The sequence below is a fragment of the Rhizobium sp. 05L419 genome (assembly GCF_056397845.1).
The window spans coordinates 21,213-41,434 of record NZ_JBFTOF010000008.1; the positions used below are offsets into that span (position 1 = coordinate 21,213).

At 61.3% G+C, this 20,222-nt stretch carries 17 protein-coding genes; 10 read left to right on the plus strand and 7 right to left on the minus strand.

Annotated elements, in window-relative coordinates:
- Nucleotides 1-204 precede the first annotated feature (204 nt).
- From AC1DMK_RS12805 to AC1DMK_RS12835, 7 genes are all read right to left on the minus strand, one after another.
- Nucleotides 205-2,655, minus strand: a complete 2,451-nt coding sequence (locus AC1DMK_RS12805; RefSeq protein WP_037062864.1) for an FAD-dependent oxidoreductase — start codon at nucleotides 2,653-2,655, stop codon at nucleotides 205-207.
- Nucleotides 2,652-3,530, minus strand: a complete 879-nt coding sequence (locus AC1DMK_RS12810; protein ID WP_037062862.1) for a phosphotransferase — start codon at nucleotides 3,528-3,530, stop codon at nucleotides 2,652-2,654. The genes AC1DMK_RS12805 and AC1DMK_RS12810 overlap by 4 nt, the downstream gene beginning before the upstream one ends.
- Nucleotides 3,531-3,594: 64 nt before the next feature.
- Nucleotides 3,595-4,674 (minus strand): ABC transporter ATP-binding protein, encoded by a 1,080-nt coding sequence (locus AC1DMK_RS12815; RefSeq protein WP_477859448.1) that lies wholly within the window; start codon nucleotides 4,672-4,674, stop codon nucleotides 3,595-3,597.
- A gap of 21 nt (nucleotides 4,675-4,695) precedes the next feature.
- Nucleotides 4,696-5,769 carry a Gfo/Idh/MocA family protein gene (locus tag AC1DMK_RS12820; RefSeq protein ID WP_477859449.1) on the minus strand — a complete coding sequence of 358 codons (1,074 nt, stop codon included), beginning with the start codon at nucleotides 5,767-5,769 and terminating at the stop codon, nucleotides 4,696-4,698.
- 23 nt (nucleotides 5,770-5,792) lie between these two features.
- On the minus strand, nucleotides 5,793-6,677 hold the full coding sequence (locus tag AC1DMK_RS12825) for a carbohydrate ABC transporter permease (RefSeq protein WP_037062859.1): 885 nt from the start codon (nucleotides 6,675-6,677) through the stop codon (nucleotides 5,793-5,795).
- Nucleotides 6,670-7,626: a carbohydrate ABC transporter permease gene (locus AC1DMK_RS12830; protein ID WP_477859451.1), complete on the minus strand. Its 957-nt coding sequence runs from the start codon at nucleotides 7,624-7,626 to the stop codon at nucleotides 6,670-6,672. The genes AC1DMK_RS12825 and AC1DMK_RS12830 overlap by 8 nt, the downstream gene beginning before the upstream one ends.
- Before the next feature lie 5 nt (nucleotides 7,627-7,631).
- Nucleotides 7,632-8,921: an ABC transporter substrate-binding protein gene (locus AC1DMK_RS12835; RefSeq protein ID WP_477859453.1), complete on the minus strand. Its 1,290-nt coding sequence runs from the start codon at nucleotides 8,919-8,921 to the stop codon at nucleotides 7,632-7,634.
- A 197-nt stretch (nucleotides 8,922-9,118) separates the two neighbouring features.
- Here AC1DMK_RS12835 and AC1DMK_RS12840 point away from each other — a divergent pair, with 197 nt between their 5' ends.
- The 10 genes from AC1DMK_RS12840 to AC1DMK_RS12885 all read left to right on the plus strand — a co-directional run bounded on the left by AC1DMK_RS12840 (nucleotide 9,119) and on the right by AC1DMK_RS12885 (nucleotide 20,213).
- Entirely contained in the window at nucleotides 9,119-9,796 is a 678-nt protein-coding gene (locus tag AC1DMK_RS12840; RefSeq protein WP_037062854.1) for a TetR family transcriptional regulator, read from the plus strand.
- Between the two features lie 133 nt (nucleotides 9,797-9,929).
- Nucleotides 9,930-11,078, plus strand: a complete 1,149-nt coding sequence (locus AC1DMK_RS12845; RefSeq protein WP_477859456.1) for a Gfo/Idh/MocA family protein — start codon at nucleotides 9,930-9,932, stop codon at nucleotides 11,076-11,078.
- Between the two features lie 3 nt (nucleotides 11,079-11,081).
- Nucleotides 11,082-12,245, plus strand: coding sequence for a dihydrodipicolinate synthase family protein (locus AC1DMK_RS12850; RefSeq protein ID WP_477859458.1), 1,164 nt, complete (start codon nucleotides 11,082-11,084; stop codon nucleotides 12,243-12,245).
- A 9-nt stretch (nucleotides 12,246-12,254) separates the two neighbouring features.
- On the plus strand, nucleotides 12,255-13,685 hold the full coding sequence (locus AC1DMK_RS12855) for a mandelate racemase (protein WP_477859460.1): 1,431 nt from the start codon (nucleotides 12,255-12,257) through the stop codon (nucleotides 13,683-13,685).
- Between the two features lie 15 nt (nucleotides 13,686-13,700).
- On the plus strand, nucleotides 13,701-14,531 hold the full coding sequence (locus tag AC1DMK_RS12860) for a sugar phosphate isomerase/epimerase family protein (protein ID WP_477859462.1): 831 nt from the start codon (nucleotides 13,701-13,703) through the stop codon (nucleotides 14,529-14,531).
- Nucleotides 14,532-14,570: 39 nt separating this feature from the next.
- On the plus strand, nucleotides 14,571-15,845 hold the full coding sequence (locus AC1DMK_RS12865; RefSeq protein WP_037062932.1) for a Gfo/Idh/MocA family protein: 1,275 nt from the start codon (nucleotides 14,571-14,573) through the stop codon (nucleotides 15,843-15,845).
- A 181-nt stretch (nucleotides 15,846-16,026) separates the two neighbouring features.
- Nucleotides 16,027-17,049 (plus strand): LacI family DNA-binding transcriptional regulator, encoded by a 1,023-nt coding sequence (locus AC1DMK_RS12870; RefSeq protein WP_477859464.1) that lies wholly within the window; start codon nucleotides 16,027-16,029, stop codon nucleotides 17,047-17,049.
- 44 nt (nucleotides 17,050-17,093) lie between these two features.
- Nucleotides 17,094-18,332 (plus strand): ABC transporter substrate-binding protein, encoded by a 1,239-nt coding sequence (locus AC1DMK_RS12875; protein WP_037062843.1) that lies wholly within the window; start codon nucleotides 17,094-17,096, stop codon nucleotides 18,330-18,332.
- Between the two features lie 103 nt (nucleotides 18,333-18,435).
- Nucleotides 18,436-19,353, plus strand: coding sequence for a carbohydrate ABC transporter permease (locus AC1DMK_RS12880; protein ID WP_477859466.1), 918 nt, complete (start codon nucleotides 18,436-18,438; stop codon nucleotides 19,351-19,353).
- Nucleotides 19,350-20,213 (plus strand): carbohydrate ABC transporter permease, encoded by an 864-nt coding sequence (locus tag AC1DMK_RS12885; RefSeq protein WP_477859468.1) that lies wholly within the window; start codon nucleotides 19,350-19,352, stop codon nucleotides 20,211-20,213. The genes AC1DMK_RS12880 and AC1DMK_RS12885 overlap by 4 nt, the downstream gene beginning before the upstream one ends.
- The last annotated feature ends 9 nt before the right edge of the window (nucleotides 20,214-20,222 follow it).

The following is a 20,222-nucleotide window of genomic DNA, read 5'->3' on the forward strand; positions in this document are numbered from 1 at the left end:
TCATTCCTGTGTTTGCCATAGGAATCCAGCGTACCCAAGTCTATGGGTACAATAGACTTTCATGAGCAAGAGCTTCATTCACGGCGCAGACGCGCCGTGGCTGGATTCCCGCCACAAGGGCGAGAATGAGGGAGTGTGGAGTGTCTGTCGCGGTCGAGTGGCAACGTCCAAGAAAACTGAACACACGTCTCCCCCGTCCCGTCTCTACGCCTTGATACGCCTCATCTCCGGGTCGTAGAGAGGCTTCAGCGACACGTTGCAGGGGACGCGTTGCCTCGCAACGTCGATTTCGTACCGTCCGGCAAGCACGAAATCCTCCGTCACGCCATCCGGATTGCGCACATAGCCGTAGCCAATCGGCTTGCCGATCGTGTAGCCGAAGCCGCCGCTGGAGAGCCAACCGACCCGTTTGCCGTCGCGATAGATCGTCTCGCGCCCGAGCAGGACGACCTCGGGATCATCGGGCACGAAGCAGGCGAGCATCTTCTTGACGCCGCCGGACAACTGCCGCTCGACCGCCTCCCGACCGCGGAAGGTGACGTTCCTTCGCGTCTTGACGGCCCAGGCGAGCCCGGCCTCGACAGGCGTGTGGTCCGGGCCGATATCCGAGCCCCAGGCACGATAACCTTTTTCCAGGCGGCAGCTCTCGATCGCGCGGTAGCCGGCATTGACGAGTTGAAATGCCCCGCCCGCCGCCATCAGCGCGTCATAGACAGTTGTCGCGTACTCGACCGGCACATGCAGCTCGTAGCCAAGTTCGCCGACATACGTGATGCGCAACGCCCGCACCGGGCAGCCCGCTATGCCGATCGTCCTGACGCGGCCGAACGGGAAGCCGGCGTTTGAAACGTCGTCTCCAGTCACTTGTTCCAGCACCGCACGCGCGTTTGGCCCCATCAGCGCTAGAACCGAATAGGCCGAGGTCACATCGACCAGCTCTGCATGCATGCTGTCGGGAATGTTGCGTGCAATCCAATTGAAGTCATGTGTCGCAAAGCCGGTGCCCGTGACGATGTAATACTCGTCCTCCGCAATGCGCGCGCAGGTAAGGTCGCACTCGATGCCGCCCTTGTCGTTCAGCATCTGCGTGTAGATCAGCGAACCTGGCGGTTTCGCCACGTCGTTGGAGGCGATCCAAGATAGAGCCGCCTCCGCGTCGCGCCCCTTCAGCACGAATTTGGCAAAGGAGGTCTGGTCGAAGATCACGGCTGCCTCGCGTACGGCCGCGTGCTCGCGGCCGACGGCATCGAACCAGTTCTGGCGGCCATAGGTGTAGAAATCCCTCGGCTCCTCGTTGGCAAAGAGATCGGCAAACCAGTTCGGCCGCTCCCAACCGAGCTTTTCGCCGAAGCAGGCGCCCTGCGCCTTCAGTCGATCGTAGAGCGGCGACTTGCGGCAGGGCCGGCCGCTCGAATGCTCCTCGAAGGGGAAGGCAAGCGTGTAATGTTTGCCATATGCTTCGAGCGTGCGGGTGCGCACCCAGTCGGTGTCAAAATGCGGACGCCCGAAACGGCGGATGTCGACCGGCCACAGATCATAAGGAGGCTCACCCTTGGCGACCCATTCGGCAAGCGCCATGCCGGCGCCCCCACCCGAGGCGATGCCGAACGCATTGAAGCCGGCGCCGACGAAGAAGTTCCGAAGTTCCGGCGCTTCGCCAAGAACGAAATTGCCATCGGGGGTAAAGCTTTCCGGCCCGTTCAACAGCTGCTTGACGCCGACGGTTTCGAGCGCCGGAACGCGGCCGAGCGCCTGCTCCATGATCTGCTCGAAATGGTCGAAATTGCTGTCGAGCAGCGTGTAGTGGAAGCCATCAGGGATCCCCTGCTTTGCCCAGGGGATAGGATTTGGCTCGTAGCCTCCCATGACGATGCCGCCGACCTCTTCCTTGTAATATGTCAGCCTATCGGGATCGCGCAGCGTCGGCAGGTTGGAGGGAACACCGAAAGATTCGGTGATGATGTACTGATGCTCGACGGATACGAGCGGTACGTTGACGCCGAAGCGGGCGGCAAATGCGCGCGTCCACTGACCGGCACAGACGACGACCCGCTCGCACTCGATGCGGCCATGCTCAGTAATGACTGCGCGGATCCTGCCTCTGTCGATCTCAAGGTCGATCACCTCGGTGTCCTCGAAAATCGAGACGCCAGCCATGCGCGCACCTCTTGCCAGCGCCTGGGTGATATCGGAAGGGTTGGCCTGGCCGTCGGTCGGTAGAAAGGCAGCGCCGACGAGATCGTCGATTGTCATCAGCGGCCAGAGACCGAGGGCTTCCTGTGGCGTCAGAAGCTGCATGTCGAGTCCAAAGGATTGGGCGGTGGTCGCTTGCCGCTTCACCTCGGTCCAGCGCTCCTCGTTGCATGCAAGGCGTAGGCCGCCGTTCATCTTCCACCCGGTGCCAAGCCCGGTTTCGGCCTCCAGCCGCTTGTAGAGATCGACGGAGTAGCCGAGCAGCTGCGTAATATTGGCGCTGGTACGCAGCTGGCCCACGAGGCCGGCGGCATGGAAGGTCGTGCCCGAGGTGAGCTTCTTGCGCTCGAGCAGCACCGTGTCGGTCCAGCCGAGTTTGCCGAGATGATAGGCCGTCGAGCAGCCGATGATGCCGCCACCGATGACAACGGCCTTCGCGGTCTTGGGCAATTCCTTCATCATACGATGTCCTGTTCAAATGCTGTGTAGGCGCGCTCGAAACGCACGCGGTTTTCGGCTGTATAGCCGGCATAGTCGAAGTCGATGGTGGAATGGATCTCCGAGACCATGCTCCAGAGCGTCTCGCGCAGCAGAGAAGCGCATTTCATCGCGGAATATCGACGCCACAGATCCGGCGTCAGCGGTGTCTGATAGTAGGCGTGGAGCATCGACCGCTCGGCGTCTTCGGAAAGTTCATTGTTGGAGGCGAGGCCGCCGAGATCGAAAAGCGGCGTGTTGAACCCGGCATAGTCCCAGTCGATCAGCCACAGGCGCTTGCCGTCGTCGAGGAAGTTGGCGGCGAGCATGTCGTTATGGCCGAAGGCAATCTGGAAGGGTCCGCCGGCCCCTTCCAGCATTTCCGCCTTTTCCAGGAAATCGGGAAGCAAGGAGCGATACGAGCTCCCGGCAGCCACCAGATTGGCGGCATAGTCGCGGATGACGTGAAAGACCCAGAAAATTGCTGCCGGCCCTCGAAACTGGCGCGCGATGTCATGATGGCAGGCACGTACCAAGGGAATGACGCGCGAGAGCGTCTCGGCAGACTGCATGTCCTCTGGCGAAAGCGCCCTCGCCTCGATGAATTCGAGCACCAGAACGCCCGGCGCGTGATGAAGGACGGCCGGAGAAAGGCCGGCGGCGTGCGCGGCCAGGCTCGCGGCAAGTTCGTTCTGGCGGCTGATGTGATGAATGGGGATATCTTCGCCAAGCCGGACGACATGGCGCCGGACGCGATCGCGCACGAGATAGTTCCGGTTGGTGATGCCGCCCGCAATCGGCGCAATTTCGATCGGACCCTTCCAGATGCCAAGCGCATGAATCCGATCTTCAGGCGTCACGCTTCTTCCCTCGCGGCCTATGTTATTGAAATCATGGCCAGAAGGGGGGCAGCTGTCAAGCGTGCTAGATCGAGGCGCCTGAGGCGTCGAAGATATGACACCGCGCTGGATCGAAGGAAGCCTTCACGTTGGCGTMGCGCTCGACCTTTTGCTGTCCGTCGAGCGCGATCGTCAGCTGCTGATTGTCAGGCGTCTTGGTGTAGAGCATGGTTGCGCCGCCGAGATTTTCGACGAGGTCGATGTTCACCGTTGCCAGCGTCATGCCGCGGCTTTCGAGAACCGACAGGTGCTCCGGCCGGATGCCGAAGGTCACGCTCTGGCCCGCTTCCGCCTTGACGCGGCGGGGCAGGCGTACCGAATTGTCGCAGACGTTGATCGTCGTCTCCGCCTCGCCGACCGCTTCGATACGAGCCCGCAGGAAATTCATCTTCGGGCTGCCGATGAAACCGGCCACGAAACGGTTCGCCGGATTGTTGTAAAGATCGAGCGGGGCGCCGACCTGCTCGATGCGGCCGGCGTTCAGCACGACAATCTTGTCGGCCATGGTCATCGCTTCCACCTGGTCGTGGGTTACGTAGATCATCGTATTGCCGAGGCTGCGGTGCAGGCGGGAAATTTCGACGCGCATCTGTACGCGCAGTTCGGCATCGAGGTTCGACAGCGGTTCGTCGAAAAGAAAAATACGCGGCTCGCGCACGATGGCGCGGCCGATCGCGACGCGCTGGCGCTGACCGCCGGAAAGCGCCTTCGGCTTGCGTTCCAGCAGCTTCTCGATCTGCAGGATCTCCGCGGCGCGCTTCACCTTCGGCTGTATTTCGGCCTTCTTGTAACCGGCGGTTTCAAGGCCGAAGGCAAGGTTCTTGTAGACCGACATGTGCGGGTAGAGCGCATAGGACTGGAACACCATGGCGATACCGCGCTTGGCCGGCGCAACCTCGTTCATCCGCTCGTTGTCGAGCAGCAGGGCGCCGCCGGTAATCTCTTCCAGGCCGGCGATCATTCTGAGCAGCGTGGACTTGCCGCAGCCCGAGGGCCCGACGAAAACCGTGAACTCGCCGGGGTCGATCTTCAGATCGATGCCGTGAATGACGTCCAGGGCGCCATAGCGCTTCTCGACCTGCTGAAGAACAACGCTCGTTGCCATCGTCCAATCCCTCCTGGTCCGTTACTTCGTTCTTGCGCGCCAGTCGGCGTATTTTGAACTGTCTGGCCCGACGGGCAGAACGACTTCACTGCCGCTGTCGGACGACTGGTAGATTGCGGTCACCAGCTCCAGCGCGCGGCGCGCATCCGCCGTGGTTACAGGCAACGGCCCGCGGCCGCTCAGATAGGCGTGAAAATGCTCCATCTGCGTGGTGAAGCGCGGTGCAACGGGCTTCCAATCGCCGATCACAGCATCGATCCTCGCCTGCACGGCGTCATTTGCGGCAATGATCTTCCACGGATCCCTGCCGGGCGAATAGGGTTCGTGATTGCTTTCGAATGTCACGTTCTCGAAATGCAGCCGCAGGCGACTGATTTCCTGTTGCGAACCGAGCGTGCACGACAGCGACACCAACGCACCGCTCTCCATCAGCAGGCTGGCCGATGCGCAATCCTCGACTTCTATCTCGTTGACGCGAGTCGCGACGCGGCCGAAGACCTTGGTGGCTGGCCCCATCAGGTGCAGCAGCATATCGTGCAGATGCAGTGCGTGGGTGACGAGCACGCCGCCGAGCTCGGTCGCCCATTTGCCACGCCACGGAACCGAATAATAGTCTGAGGTCCGCAGCCAGAAGGTCTCGACCGAGCCCATATAGGGCTTGCCCGCAATACCGGCCTCGATGATCCGCTTCGCCTTCTCGACGCCGTCGCCGTAGCGATACTGGAAGATCGGCATCAGAACGCCCTTGGCGGTCTTTTCCGCCGCCATGATCTGGTCGACGCCGGCAAGCGAACCCGTCAGCGGTTTTTCGCAGATCACATGCTTGCCGGATGCCAGCGCGGCCACGACCTGCTCCAGGTGGACGCCTGGCGGCGTGCATATGTCGACGATGTCGATGCGGTCGTCTGAAAGCACGTCGGCAAAGGACTTGGTGCGTTTTTCGATGCCGAACTCGTCCCCGACTTCCTTCAGGCGTTCCTCGTTGAGGTCGCAAAGCGTCACAACCTTGAACTTGTCGGGATGCGGCAGATAGCCCTCGACGATGTGGGAGCGCCCGATGCCGCAGCCGATGATCGCAACTGTCTTGATACTCATGTCACTCATGTCCGTTTGCGCCTTCAGCGTTTCATGCCTGTCGTGGCGATGCCATCGATCAGCAGGCGCTGGAAGAACAGGAAGAAGAAGAACACCGGCACCAGCGTCAGTGTAGACATGGCAAACAGGCCACCCCAGTCCGACGCGCTGGTCGAGTCGACGAACGTGCGCAGACCGAGCTGGATGGTGTAGGTGTTCATGTCGTTGAGGTAGATCAGCGGCCCGAAGAAATCGTCCCAGGTCCAGATGAAGGAGAAGATGGCAGCCGTCGCCAGAACAGGCAGCGACAGCGGCAGCATGATCTTCCAGTAAATCCGCCAGGCGCTGCAGCCGTCCATCATCGCGGCCTCGTCCAGTTCGCGCGGGATGCCGCGGAAGAACTGCACCATGAGGAAGATGAAAAAGGCGTCGCTTGCCAGGAATTTCGGGATGACCAGCGGCAGGATGGTGTTGACCCAGCCGAGGTTGAGGAAGAGCACGTACTGCGGGATCAGCGTCACGTGATACGGGATCATCAGCGTGCCGAGCATGATCGCGAACCAGAAATTCCGACCGGCAAAACGAAGGCGGGCGAAGGCGTAGGCCGCCAGCGAACAGGCGACGACATTGCCGATCACCGTCAGCACCGAGATGACCAGCGAATTCCAGAAGAACCGGCCAAAGGAGATATCGAGGCCGACCCAGCCGCGCAGATAGGACGAGAAGTCGATCGAAGACGGTATGAGCGACGTAGACGAAAAGATCTCGTTTTCGGGCCGCACCGATGCGGCGACCATCCACAGCAGCGGATAGAGCATCAGCAGCGAGCCGAAAATCAGGAGCGCGTGCACGACGACCGAAGCCGGAAGGCTGCGCTTGGTGATGTCGGATGGTGGAGCCGAGACGGCGGTTGTGATCCCGTTAGTCATCGTAGTGCACCCAGTAACGCGAGGTCAGAAACGAGAAGGCCGTGAAGACCGCGATGATCAGCACGAGGATCCAGGCAAGCGCCGAGGCGTAGCCCATGCGGAAATTCCCGAAGGCCTCCTGATAGAGGTAGAGCGTGTAAAACAGCGTCGAATTGATCGGTCCGCCGGTCCCGCCGGAGATGATGAAGGCGGGCGTAAACGCCTTGAAGGCATCGATCGTCTGCACCACCGCATTGAAGAAGATGACCGGCGTCAGCAACGGCAGGGTGATCTTGTAGAACTGCCGGAACTTCGAGGCGCCGTCCAGGCTCGCGGCCTCATACATATCGGTCGGAATCTGGCGCAATCCGGCAAGGAAGATGATCATCGGCGAGCCGAACTGCCAGACGCTGAGCGCGACGAGCGTGTAGATGGAGTAGCTCGGATGCGAGATCCAGCTCGGCCCCTCAATGCCAACCTGTGCCAGCGCCGCATTGACCAGGCCGTCGCCGGCAAAGAGCTGACGCCACAGAACAGCGATCGCGACGCTGCCGCCCAGCAGCGAGGGCAGGTAGAAGATTGCGCGGTATAGCGGCAGGCCGCGAACACCCTTGTTGAGCGCCATCGCCACCAGAAGGGCGAAGGTCAGCTTGAAGGGCACCGATAGAACCACATAGGTCAGCGTCACCTTCATCGCTGCGGCGAATTTAGGATCGGCGGTGGTGATGCGCACGTAGTTCGCTGCTCCGACCCACTCGGGCGACCTGATCATGTCAAAGTCGGTGAACGAGAGGTAGAGCGAAATGACGGCTGGTCCGAGCGTGAGCCCGAAAAAGCCGATCAGCCACGGCAGGAGAAAGAGATAGCCTGGTGCGTTGGCTGCCCAAAGGCGTCCGAAGCGCCCCTTGGCCATTGCACCATTGCCGCTCTGAACGGCCTCAGCGGCGGTCGTGCGCATCACGTCACTCATCCAAATCAGCCTCGCGCGAGGAGCCGGCTAATCTCATCGACAAGCTGCTTGCCGCCGTCGGCTGCGGCAAGCTGACCGAAGGCCACCTGCTCGGCGATCGTGCGAAGTGTCACCTGACCTTCACCGGCACCAGACGGCGGCGGAGGCGGAAGCTTGCCCGCCAGGTCGCCCAGCCCGCTCACATAGTCGAGCGGGATCTTGCCGGTTGCATCGAGCTTGGCCGCCACCACATCGCGCATCGCCTTCGATTCCGGAATGCCACGTTCGACGTCGAGAGCGAGGGCGGCATCTGGGTTGGTCACGAAGAAATTAACATAGTCGACAGCCTGGTCGAGCACCTTCGACTGCGCCGAGACCGAGAAGAACATCGACGGCTTGCGGTAGTGCCCGCCCTTCGAGTCCGGCTTGATGCGCATGTAGTTGGTGAGCGCCAGCTTGTCCTTGCTGACAGCCTGGAAACCGACGAACTGGTTGCTGTGCGCATAATCGGCGGCCGCCTTGCCAAGCGTGAGCGGGCTGGTGTCGATCGTATCCTTGTAGAGCGCCTGCACGTCAGGTGGAACGCAGGCGCCCGCCTCGCGGAATTTGCTCCACATGTCGAACCATTCCGACGCGTCATCGACGCCGAACGCGATTTTGGAATCGGACGTATAAAGGGCCTTGCCGCGCTGCCGCAGGTAGTTTTCGAGAAGCGGTTCGTTGCCGCTTCCGTCTGCAAAGCCGAAGAATGCTTTTCGCTTTCCGGCCTTGCTGATCTCTGCGCCGATCTTCCCGAACTCCTCCCAGGTGGTCGCCTGCGTCGGCAGATCCACACCGGCTTCCTGGAAGGCCGTCGTGTTCAGAACAGTAGCCGCGGCATTCGCACCAAGGCTGACGCCATAGAGGTGTCCGTCGACGCTGCCGCCTTCGACCTGCGCCGGATCGAAATCTCCGAGGCTGAGTTTGGAAGGCATGTAGGATTCGAGCGGTGCAAGGGCGCCGCGTCGTGCATACTCGACGATGTAGCGGTAATCCATCTGGATGACGTCAGGAGCATTGCGGCCCGCGACCTGCGTCGCGAGACGGGGCCAATAGTCGCTCCAGCCGAGAAATTCCCCGGTGATCGACGTCCCTGCATTCTTGGTCTGGTAAAGCTGCGATACCTTGTTGGTGCGATCGGCGCGCGGCTGCGAGCCCCACCACAACAACCGCAGGCGGGTATCGGCGGCAAAGGCGGCCTTCGAACCCATTACTGACAGCGAAAGAAGCGTTGCTCCTCCCGCGACGAAATTACGTCTGCTCACGCGTAGTGTCATCTGTTTCCTCCTCCCTTGGGGAGCGCCTCCACACGCTCCTTGCTGGTTTCTCTTGCAACAAATAACTAATTGGTTACAAGTTATGGGCAAGCGCCGACGCTGTCAAGCGCTCATGAGAAGGGCTCTTCTCTATTTGTTTTTTAAAATCCGCTCGTATGGCACTATGAGCGCAATGGGGTCATTGGAAAGGGAAGTCGATGGAAGGCGCCGGCGGAAGCGGGGAAAAGAAGACGGCAAAGCGACGCCCGCGCGAGCGGGTGCTGCAACGCGACCCCGAACGGACGCGTGCGGCAATCCTGGAAGCTGCGACGAAAGAGTTTGCCGAGAACGGCATGGGCGGGGCGCGCGTCGACGCGATCGCCGAACGCGCCGGCACCAACAAACGCATGCTGTACCACTACTTCGGCGACAAGGAGCAGCTTTATCTACATGTCCTGGAGGATGCCTATGTCAGCATTCGAACGGCCGAGCGCGCGCTGCAGATAGGCGATCGCAGCCCCGAAGAGGGTATCGGCGACCTTGCTCTGTTCACCTGGCGCTATTTTCTCAAGCATCCGGAGTTTCTAAGTCTCCTCGGTACCGAAAACCTGCATCGGGCTCGCTGGCTGCGTCAGTCTATTCGTCTGAAGGAGTTGCATTCGCATCTACTGGGTGAACTGGCGCAGATTCTGGAACGAGGCAAGAAGACCGGTGTCTTCATTGAAAGCGCTGATCCGTTGAACGTCTACCTGACGATTGCCTCGCTCGGTTACTTCTATCTTTCAAACCAGTACACGCTCTCCACGATCTTTGGGCGCGACCTTGCCGAGCCGGCAAATCTCGACGCCTGGGAACGCCATATCGTCCATGTGACGCTCGCCTCGATCACGGCCTGAAGCCCGAAATTTGGTTTTGGCTATTGACAGGCGCACTTTTCGTCTGTCATCAAGTAACCGTTTAGTTACTGGCCGGGAGGAGATGCGCCGAGGCGCGTTCCGGCCTTGCGGAGACTTTACAGGGAGAAAGAACGTGGCTCGTCTAGGGATTATTCTGCACGGCGTTACCGGCCGAATGGGTTACAACCAGCACCTCGTAAGATCCATCTTGGCCATACGGGAGCAGGGCGGACTGACGTTGAAGTCAGGCGAAAAGCTCGAAATCGATCCGATCATCGTCGGGCGCAATGCCGCGAAGATGGAAGAGCTGGCGAAACGGCACGACATCAAGCGCTGGTCGACGGATCTCGATGCGGCGCTGGCCAATCCGGATGATCAGATCTTCTTCGATGCCGGTACGACCTTGATGCGCGCCGAGCTGCTTTCCCGGGCATTGGATGCCGGCAAGCACGTCTATTGCGAAAAGCCGATCTCGGATGATCTGAAGGTCGCGGTCGATCTTGCACGGAAGGCGCGCGCGTCCGGTCTCAAGCACGGTGTGGTACAGGACAAGCTGTTTCTGCCGGGCCTGCGCAAGCTGGCCTTGCTTCGGGATTCAGGCTTCTTCGGCAAGATACTCTCCGTGCGAGGCGAGTTCGGCTATTGGGTTTTCGAGGGCGACTGGGGCGTGCCGGCCCAGCGCCCCTCCTGGAATTACCGCAAGGCGGACGGCGGCGGCATCATTCTCGATATGCTTTGCCACTGGCGTTATGTGCTCGACAACCTCTTCGGCGAGGTGAAGGCAGTGTCCTGTCTTGGCGCCACCCATGTCGGCACGCGCATCGATGAGCAGGGCAAGCCCTACAACTGCGATACGGACGACGCCGCCTATGCGACATTCGAGCTTGAAGGCGGCGCGATCGCACACATCAACTCGTCCTGGGCCGTCCGCGTTCGCCGCGACGATCTCGTCACCTTCCAGGTCGACGGAACCCATGGATCGGCAGTCGCCGGCCTGACGAAATGCTGGACTCAGCACCGCGTCAATACGCCGAAGCCCGTCTGGAATCCGGATCAGCCGCAGACGATCGATTTCTACAAGACCTGGGACGAAGTGCCGGATACGCAGGCCTTCGACAACGGCTTCAAGGTTCAGTGGGAAATGTTCCTGCGCCATGTGGCGGAAGATGCGCCATGGGCATACGGGCTTGAAGCCGGCGCCAAGGGCGTGCAGCTTGCCGAACTCGGGCTGAAGTCCTGGGCGGAACGCCGTTGGCTCGACGTGCCGTCGCTGGAGTTTTGAGCCGTGACCGCGATCAACCTTCCCCTTGGTGGCCGTATCGTACCCTATACGCTGACCGGCACACCGATCGAATTGAAGAAGCGCTCGGCAAAGGACTTTCCGCGTATTGCCTTTGCCGCCGCGCATGTCGTTTCAGATCCCCTCGCAGACAACGACCCGTGGTTGACGCCGGCGATCGATTGGGACCGGACGCTGGCTTTCCGCCACCGGCTCTGGGATCTCGGCCTCGGCGTTGCCGAAGCCATGGATACCGCGCAGCGCGGCATGGGCCTCGGCTGGCCGGAAGCGCGCGAACTCATCCGTCGGGCGCTCGCTGAGGCGGCAAGTCGCAAGGATTCGCTGATTGCCTGCGGCGCCGGTACCGATCACCTCACGCCCGGCCCCGATGTCACCATCGATACGATCATCAGGGCCTACGAGGAGCAGATCGAAACGATCGAAGCATCAGGCGGCCGCATCATCCTGATGGCGAGCCGCGCCCTTGCCGCGGCCGCCAAGGGACCGGACGACTACGTCCGCGTCTATGATCGCATCCTTCGCCAGGTCAAGCAGCCGGTGGTCATCCACTGGCTCGGCGAAATGTTCGATCCGGCGCTGGAAGGCTACTGGGGCGACGCCGAGCATATCAAGGCCATGTCGACCTGCCTGCAGGTCATCGAAGCCAATGCCGCTAAGGTCGACGGCATCAAAATCTCGCTTCTCTCCAAGGAGAAGGAGGTGGCCATGCGCCGGCAGTTGCCAAAAGGCGTGCGCATGTACACCGGCGACGACTTCAACTATGCCGAATTGATAGCCGGCGATGAACAGGGCCACTCGGACGCGCTTCTTGGCATTTTCGACGCCATTGCGCCAGCCGCTTCTGCAGCCCTCGAAGCGCTCGGCCGGGACAGGAACCGCGAATTTTTCGATCTGCTCGAACCGACGGTTCCCCTTTCGCGCCACATCTTCAAGGCTCCGACCCGCTTCTACAAGACCGGCGTCGTGTTCCTCGCCTATCTGAACAGCCTGCAGGATCATTTCACCATGATCGGAGGCCAGCAGTCGACGCGATCTCTGCCGCATCTCGCCGAACTCTTCCGGCTCGCCGACAAAGCGCGCGTACTGGCCGATCCCGAGTTGGCCACAAGCCGCATGCGGCAGGTCCTCGCTGTCCACGGCATTGGCTGAGGTGCTGTGATGAGCGATGCGCCTGTGGTCAGGCTTTCGGAAGCGGAAGTATTTGAGCGGCCGGTCCGCTTCAGGTTTCCCTTCCGCTTCGGCGCGGCCAGGGTCGAAGCGGCGCCGCAGGTCTTCGTTCGCGTCGGTGTCATCGATCCGAGCGGCCGGTCCGGCACTGGCTGGTCGGCCGAAATGATGATGCCGAAATGGTTCGACAAGAACCCCGCGCTGACGCCTGACGACAATACCGATCAGTTGCGCGCCGCACTCCGGCTTGCAATCGAGGGGTTGCTGTCTGCGGGTGCCGGCACGCCCTACGGCCTGCATGCGGCAGTCGAGGCGGATCATCACCGTGCGTGCGCCGAGCGCAATCTTCCCGGCCTTGTCGCCTCCTTTGGACTGGCGCTCATCGATCGCGCCATCATCGACGCGGTATGCCGGATGACAGGGCTGAGCGCTGCCGACGCCGTGAAGTTCAATCTTTTCGGCATGACGACGGCGACGGCCCCGGATCTCTCGGGTTTCGATCTTCCGCGGCTCCTCGCAAGTATGCTCCCGTCTCCACGTCTTGCCGTGCGCCACACGATCGGGCTGGCCGACGCGCTTGTTGCAACCGATCTTGATGCCGCGCAGAGGCTCGACGATGGCCTGCCGCAAACGCTTGAAGCGGTCATCGCGGCACATGGGCACCGCTACTTCAAAATCAAGGTATCCGGGCGGCCCGAAGTGGATACAGCGCGCCTGGTTCAGATCGCCGCTGTCCTCGATAGGGCATCGCCCAGCTATCGAGCAACGCTCGACGGCAACGAGCAGTTCGAAAACGTCGCCGTCGTGGCGGAGTTGCTGGATCGGATCGACGCCGAACCGCGGCTCGCCCGGCTGAGGGACTCGATCCTGTTCTTCGAACAGCCGATCGCCCGCGCAGAGGCATTGTCGAGGCCCGTCGTGGAGATTTCCAGCCGAATGCCGTTGGAGATCGATGAATCGGACGGCGACATGGAGGCGTTCATCACCGCCCGCGCGCTCGGTTATACCGGCATCTCCTCCAAATCCTGCAAGGGGTTCTATCGGTCGCTGCTCAATCGGGCGCGGATCGCCAGCTGGAGTGCGCAGGATGGTGCGGGCCGCTATTTCATGTCGGCGGAGGATCTGACGACGCAATCCGGCCTGGCGTTGCAACAGGACCTCGTTCTCGCCTCTCTGGTCGGCGCCGGCCATATCGAGCGCAATGGGCACCATTATGTCGATGGGATGGCCGGCGCACCGATGGCAGAGCAGGCCGCCTATCTTGCCGCACACGGCGATCTCTATTCCAGCGCCTCGGACCGTACGCGACTGTCCATCCGCAAAGGCGGCATCCGCTTCGAGAGCGTGCTCGCGGCCCAGGGACTTGGGTCGGCTGTCGAACCTGACTGGAGCGCGATGACGCCCAGCGCGTTGAACGTATAACCGGAGGAGATGCTCATGCAGGTCGACGGTCTGTCTATCAATCTTGCGACCATCCGCGAGCAATGCGGCTTTGCCGAAGCCGTCGAAATTTGCCTGGCGCACGGCATCACCGCGATCGCCCCCTGGCGCGATCAGGTTGCCGCTGCAGGCCTGGACGAAGCCGTGCGGATCGTCAGGGCGAATGGGCTGAAGCTGACCGGCCTGTGCCGAGGCGGGTTCTTTCCGGCAGCAGATGTTGCCGGCCGCCAGAAGGCGATCGACGACAACAAGCGTGCTGTCGACGAGGCAGCCGCGCTTGGAGCGGATTGCCTCGTGCTTGTCGTGGGCGGGCTTCCCGGCAGCTCCAAGGATCTCGTTGCAGCCCGTCGGATGGTGACGGAGGGCATCGCCGCCACCCTGTCGCACGCGCGCGCGGCAGGCGTGCCGCTTGCCATCGAGCCGCTGCATCCGATGTACGCCGGCGACCGCTCATGCGTGAATACTCTGGGTCAGGCGCTCGACATCTGCGAAGAGCTGGGCGAGGGCGTCGGCGTAGCGATCGATGTCTATCACGTCTGGTGGGACCCTGATCTGGCCGGCGAGATTGTCCGCGCCGGGCGCATGGAGCGCATTCTAGCGCATCACGTCTGCGATTGGCTGGTTCCCACCAAGGATATGCTGACCGACCGCGGCATGATGGGCGATGGCGTCATCGATCTGAAAGGCATACGACGGATGGTCGAGGCCGCCGGTTTCATCGGGGCCCAGGAGGTCGAAATATTTTCAGCAGACAACTGGTGGAAGCGCCCCGCCAAAGAGGTGATCGCCACCTGCGTCGAGCGGTTTCACAGCTGCTGCCAGGCATGAACAGTCGTTCGTTTCAGTACGATGAAGGAGGACCATCCGATGGAGAAGCGCCGTTTTGCACTAATAGGAACCGGGAATCGTGGAACGACCATGTGGGGCAAGGAGCTGCTCGCCGGCTGGCGCGAGCATGTGGACCTAGTCGCCATCGTTGACACCAATTCGCTGCGCGCCGAGCGGGCCCGCACGATGATCGGCAGCAACGCGCCGATTTACGAGAACATCGATGCTATGCTTGCCGAACAGCAGGTCGACATGGTCATCGTCTGCACGCCTGACTACACCCACGACGACATTGTCGTGCGCGCGCTCGAGGCCGGCATCGACGTCATCACGGAAAAGCCGATGACGACGGCAGTCGACAAGATCCGCCGCATTCTCGATGCGGAGAAGCGAACCGGCAAGCGCGTCGACGTCTCCTTCAACTACCGCTATGCGCCAACGGCGGCCCGGATCAAGGAGCTGCTCGCCGCCGGCGAGATCGGCCGCGTGACATCCGTGGATTTCCATTGGTACCTCGACACCAAGCACGGCGCCGATTATTTCCGCCGCTGGCACGCCTACGCCGAAAATTCCGGCAGTCTCTTCGTTCACAAGGCCACCCACCATTTCGATCTGTTGAACTGGTATCTGGATAGCGATCCGGACGCGGTCACCTCCTTCGCCGACCTGCAGAACTATGGCCGCAAGGGGCCTTTCCGTGGCCCGCGTTGCAAGCTCTGTCCGCACGCGCACGAGTGCGACTACTATCTCGACCTCGAGGCCGATCCGTTTCTTGACTCGCTCTATGAGGATCCGTCGAAGCTCGACGGCTATTTCCGCGACGGGTGCGTCTATCGCGAAGATATCGACATTCCGGACACCATGGTTGTCAGCATCCGCTACAAGAACAACGTCCACGTCTCCTATTCGCTGAACACCTTCCAGCCGATCGAGGGGCACCACATCGCCTTCAACGGCACGGAGGGTCGGATCGAGCTGCGCCAGTTCGAAAAGCAGCCCTGGGAAACACCGGACGAGGACACGATCCTGCTCATCCGCAATTTCCCCAAGGGCAGGGATGCCGTTGAACGCATCGTTGTGCCGCATTCAGCAGGCGGCCACTACGGCGGCGACAACAGGATGCGCAACATGATCTTCAAGCCGGGTATGGAAGACAAGCTCGGCCAGCGCGCAGGCACCCGCGCCGGCGCCATGTCGGTGCTTTGCGGCATAGCGGCCCTCAGCAGTTCGCGCACCGGGAAGGTCGTCAGGATCTCCGATCTGATGCCAGAATTGGTGGGGGGCGGCTCGACATCAGGTTTGAAAGCCGGCTAAGGGGATTCGCGGGTATCCTCCGGTTAAACGAAAAAAAAGGGCGGTTCGATTTCTACGAACCGCCCTTTTTTTGTTCTCGCGCAAGCGACCACTCCGGATCAAACTCTCGATGAGAAAACCTTTTCTCACTTGACGAATAGAAAGAGAAAAGGTTTTCTCATCGAAAATATGGGAGGTCGCGGTGATTATCGCGGGAGGAAAAAGAGGGCGCACCACCATCCACGATGTCGCCGCCGCGGCAGGCGTCAGCATCTCGACGGCATCGAAGGCGCTGAATGATACCGGCCGCGTGAGCGGCGAGACACGTGAGCGCGTAAAGCGGATTGCTGCGGAGACGGGCTTTCGTCCGAATGCTCTCGCCCGCGGATTGCTGAGCAAGCGCAGCTTCACCATCGGGCTGCTGACCAACGATACCTATGGACGTTTCACCCTGCCGCTGATGCAGGGTATTTCGGAAGCGCTTGTCGACCATGGCGTCTCGGTTTTTCTGTGCGCAATCGAGGACGATCCGGCGCTTGGCCAGATCCATGTCGAGGCGATGCTGGAAAAACAGGTGGACGGTATTATCGCATCCGGCAAGCGGGTGGACCGGCAGCTGCCGGTCGACCTGTCAAAGGTGCCGGTGCCGGTGGTCTACGCCTTTAGCGAGGGCGCGCCGGATAGCGTCACCTTCCGGTCGGACGACGCGCAGGGCGCGCGGCTGGCGGTTGAATGGTTGGTCAAGAGCGGACGACACCGGATCGTGCACGTCACGGGGCCGGAAGACTTCTTTTCGGTTCGCGAGCGCGCCGGCGCCTACCGCGACGTCATCGCCGGCGAGGGTTTGGTCCTGTACGGCCAATGGGCCGAGGCCTGGGGGCACGAGGCCGTTCAGCGGATCTGGAGCGGGCAGTCGGAGCGGCCGGACGCGATCTTCTGCGGCAACGATCAGATCGCCCGCGGCGCCGTCGATGCGCTGCGCGAGCGCGGCATCCGGGTGCCGGAGGATGTATCGATTATCGGTTTCGACAATTGGGAGATTGTCGCGGCGCAGACGCGGCCGCCGCTGACATCGGTAGACATGGATTTGAAGGAACTGGGGCGACAGGCCGGATTGACGGTTCTCGCGCTGGCGGAGGGACGTCCGGTGGATGCTGGCGTCAGGAAATTGCCGTGCCGCCTTGTGGTGCGGCAGTCATGCGGGGGTGAGAACCCCAGGGAATGAGGAACCGGCGCGCTGAGGAGATGCGCCATTTTGGGAGGAAAGCCATGATCAAGCGTCTATTGGCAGCGACGAGCGTTGCCACCCTATGCCTGGTGTCCGGTGCGTCGGCCGCCGAAAAGATAGAAATGTGGGTTCGCTCCGGTATCGGCGAATCCTTCAAGAAGGTGGTGGAGGCCTATAACTCCAGCCACGAGAACCAGGTCGTCGCGACCGAAGTGCCGTTCTCCGAACTCGTGCAGAAATACGCGACGTCGATCGCCGGCGGACAGGCCCCGGATGCGCTCTCGATGGACCTCATCTACACGCCGGCCTTTGCCGCCGCCGGCCAGCTCGAGGATCTGACGGACTGGGCAAAGAAGCTGCCTTACTTCAATGCGCTGTCGCCCTCGCATGTCCGGCTCGGCACCTACCGGGATCATATCTACGGTCTGCCGCTCTCGGTCGAAACCTCGGTATTTGCCTGGAACAAGGATCTCTACAAGAAGGCTGGCCTCGATCCGGAAAAGGCGCCCGCGACGTGGGAAGAGATCACGGCCAACGCCGAGAAGATCCGCAAGCTCGGCGATGACACCTATGGTTTCTATTTCTCCGGCGGCGGTTGCGGCGGTTGCATGATTTTCACGTTCACGCCGCTCGTCTGGGGTGCCGGCGCCGATATCCTCTCCGCCGACAGCAAGACCGCGACGCTAGACACGCCGCAGATGCGCAAGGCGGTCGGCTACTATCGCGACATGGTCAAGAAGGACGTCGTTCCGGCTGGTGCCGCCAGCGACAACGGCGCGAACTTCCTGAGCTTCACCAATGGCAAAATCGGACAGCAGAGCCTGGGCGCCTTCGCGATCGGCACCCTGGTGACCGAGCACCCCGATATCAACTTCGGCGTGACGCTGATCCCGGGTGTCGATAGCAAGCCGTCGTCCTTCGCCGGGGGCGATAATTTCGTCATCACTAAGGGCACGAAGAAGATCGACGCCGTGAAGGACTTCCTCGAATACATCTATTCGATGGACGGCCAGAAAATTATGGCGAAATACGGCAGCCTGCCGACGCGCGGTGACATTGCCGACAAGGTGCTGGAAGGGCTCGATCCGAGACTGCAGGTCGGCTTGAAGGCAATCAGCGTCGCCCAGACACCTTACACGCTGCAGTTCAACGATCTGATCAACAGCGCCAACGGCCCGTGGGCGACCTTCACCAACGCTGCGATTTTTGGTGACGACGTGGACGGCGCATTCTCCAACGCACAGTCGGAAATGCAGTCGATCATCGATAGCGGCCAATAATCTCCCAAAGGCCGTGGCCGGAGGGCGGTGGCAGTCCTCCGGCCGATTTTACCGGGCCAAACTTGTCAGGGCCGATTTGTCAGGAATGATGCGGAGTGTTTTGATGGCCGTCACGGGTCAAGTGCAGCGTTCATCTGCGTGCAAGCGGGTGCAGAGACCGGAATGGACCGGGCTCCTCTACATCGCTCCAGCGATGCTTCTTGTCATCATATTCTTCGTGCTGCCTGTCATTTTCACGGGCTGGATGAGCCTGCACAACTGGCCGCTGATGGGCGCTCAGCGTTGGATCGGCTTCAACAACTACGTCCGCATGTTCAACGACGGCCGCTTCATGTCGGCGCTGAACTTCACGGCCTACTATACGGTCATCGTAACGATCGTGATCTTTGCCGTTGCCTTTCCTCTTGCGCTTTTCGTCGAGCGCGAGCGAGCCTTCGTCAGCACCTATCGCACGGTCATCTTTCTGCCCGTCGTCGTCGGCCTTGCCTCTGCTTCTCTGCTTTGGGTGTGGCTGGCAAATGTCGACAGCGGCTTCATCGGTCCGGCATTGAAGGCACTCGGCCTCGTCGACCGTGCACCCAACCTGCTCGCGGCCTTCGACAGCGCGTTTCTCACCATCATTGTGATGGTCGTCTGGAAGATCGCCGGCTTCACCATGATCATCCTGTTGACCGGACTGCAGGCCATTCCGACCGACCTGACGGAAGCGGCAGTCGTGGACGGCGCGAGCTGGTGGCAGCGTTTCCGCCACATCACGCTGCCGCTGATGCGACGAACGATCGCGCTTGCGCTGATCATCTCGGTCACCGGCTCGATCCTCGCCTTCGATCAGTTCTACATCATGACCTCGGGCGGCCCGCAGAACCGCATGATCTCCGTCGTCTATTACATCTTCAATCAGTCCTTCGTGTCGTTCAATCTCGGCTACGGGGCAGCGCTGTCGATCGCGCTTCTCGCCATCCTGATGGTCATCAGCGTCGCCCAGCTCTGGCTGCTACGGGTCGGGGAGGAGCGCTCATGAGCCTCGTGACCGGACGGCCGAAGAACAAGCGACTGCGGGCGCAGACCGCCTATCACGGGACCGGGCTGATCATCGCGATCCTCTTCCTGGCACCCTTCGTCATCACGCTGCTGGCGTCGCTGCGCCACGGCACGGAAGCCCGCCTCCCGCCGCTGCCGCCATGGCCGACGACGGGCATCAGCTTCGATTCCTACCGCTCGCTCGACAGCTTCGGCGCCGGCATCTGGCAGCATACCGTCAATTCGCTGATCGTATCGCTGGCGACCGTCGTGTTGACCGTGGCGATCAGCCTGCTCGCCGGCTACGGCTTTTCCCGCTACCGGTTTCCGTTCAAGAACGTCCTCTTCGTTTTGATCATCGCCACGCTGATGATCCCGTTCCAATCGATCCTCACGCCGCTCTTCATCATTCTGGCGAAGCTCGGGCTCAACAACTCGCTGTTCGGGCTGACGCTCGTCTATGTGACGCTGCAGCTGCCGTTTTCCGTCTTCATGATGCGCAATGCCTTCGACGCCGTCCCCAAGGAGATCGAGGAGGCTGCTCGCATCGATGGCGCGCATGACATGAAGCTGCTGGTGCTGGTGCTGCTGCCGCTCGTGCTGCCGGGTGTTGCGACCGTCGCAATCTTTGCGTTCCTCAATGCATGGAACGAATTTCTGGCAGCGCTCGTCCTCTTGTCCAGCAACGAGAAATACACGCTGCCCATCCTGATGATGGCAGTTCGCGCCGGTCGCCTCGGAGCGATCAACTGGGGTGCGGTGCAGGCGGGCGTCGCCGTGATGACCATCCCCTGCCTCATCGTCTTCCTGCTTCTGCAACGATACTACATGCGCGGGCTCATGGCCGGCGCGGTGAAATGACCTCCCGAG

Bases quoted from the DNA above. Each gene is read 5' to 3' on its own strand.
- AC1DMK_RS12805 (WP_037062864.1), bottom strand. From the start codon at position 2,655: ATGATGAAGGAATTGCCCAAGACCGCGAAGGCCGTTGTCATCGGTGGC.
- AC1DMK_RS12820 (WP_477859449.1), bottom strand. From the start codon at position 5,769: ATGAGTATCAAGACAGTTGCGATCATCGGCTGCGGCATCGGGCGCTCC.
- AC1DMK_RS12825 (WP_037062859.1), bottom strand. From the start codon at position 6,677: ATGACTAACGGGATCACAACCGCCGTCTCGGCTCCACCATCCGACATC.
- AC1DMK_RS12830 (WP_477859451.1), bottom strand. From the start codon at position 7,626: ATGAGTGACGTGATGCGCACGACCGCCGCTGAGGCCGTTCAGAGCGGC.
- AC1DMK_RS12835 (WP_477859453.1), bottom strand. From the start codon at position 8,921: ATGACACTACGCGTGAGCAGACGTAATTTCGTCGCGGGAGGAGCAACG.
- AC1DMK_RS12840 (WP_037062854.1), top strand. From the start codon at position 9,119: ATGGAAGGCGCCGGCGGAAGCGGGGAAAAGAAGACGGCAAAGCGACGC.
- AC1DMK_RS12855 (WP_477859460.1), top strand. From the start codon at position 12,255: ATGAGCGATGCGCCTGTGGTCAGGCTTTCGGAAGCGGAAGTATTTGAG.
- AC1DMK_RS12860 (WP_477859462.1), top strand. From the start codon at position 13,701: ATGCAGGTCGACGGTCTGTCTATCAATCTTGCGACCATCCGCGAGCAA.
- AC1DMK_RS12865 (WP_037062932.1), top strand. From the start codon at position 14,571: ATGGAGAAGCGCCGTTTTGCACTAATAGGAACCGGGAATCGTGGAACG.
- AC1DMK_RS12875 (WP_037062843.1), top strand. From the start codon at position 17,094: ATGATCAAGCGTCTATTGGCAGCGACGAGCGTTGCCACCCTATGCCTG.
- AC1DMK_RS12880 (WP_477859466.1), top strand. From the start codon at position 18,436: ATGGCCGTCACGGGTCAAGTGCAGCGTTCATCTGCGTGCAAGCGGGTG.
- AC1DMK_RS12885 (WP_477859468.1), top strand. From the start codon at position 19,350: ATGAGCCTCGTGACCGGACGGCCGAAGAACAAGCGACTGCGGGCGCAG.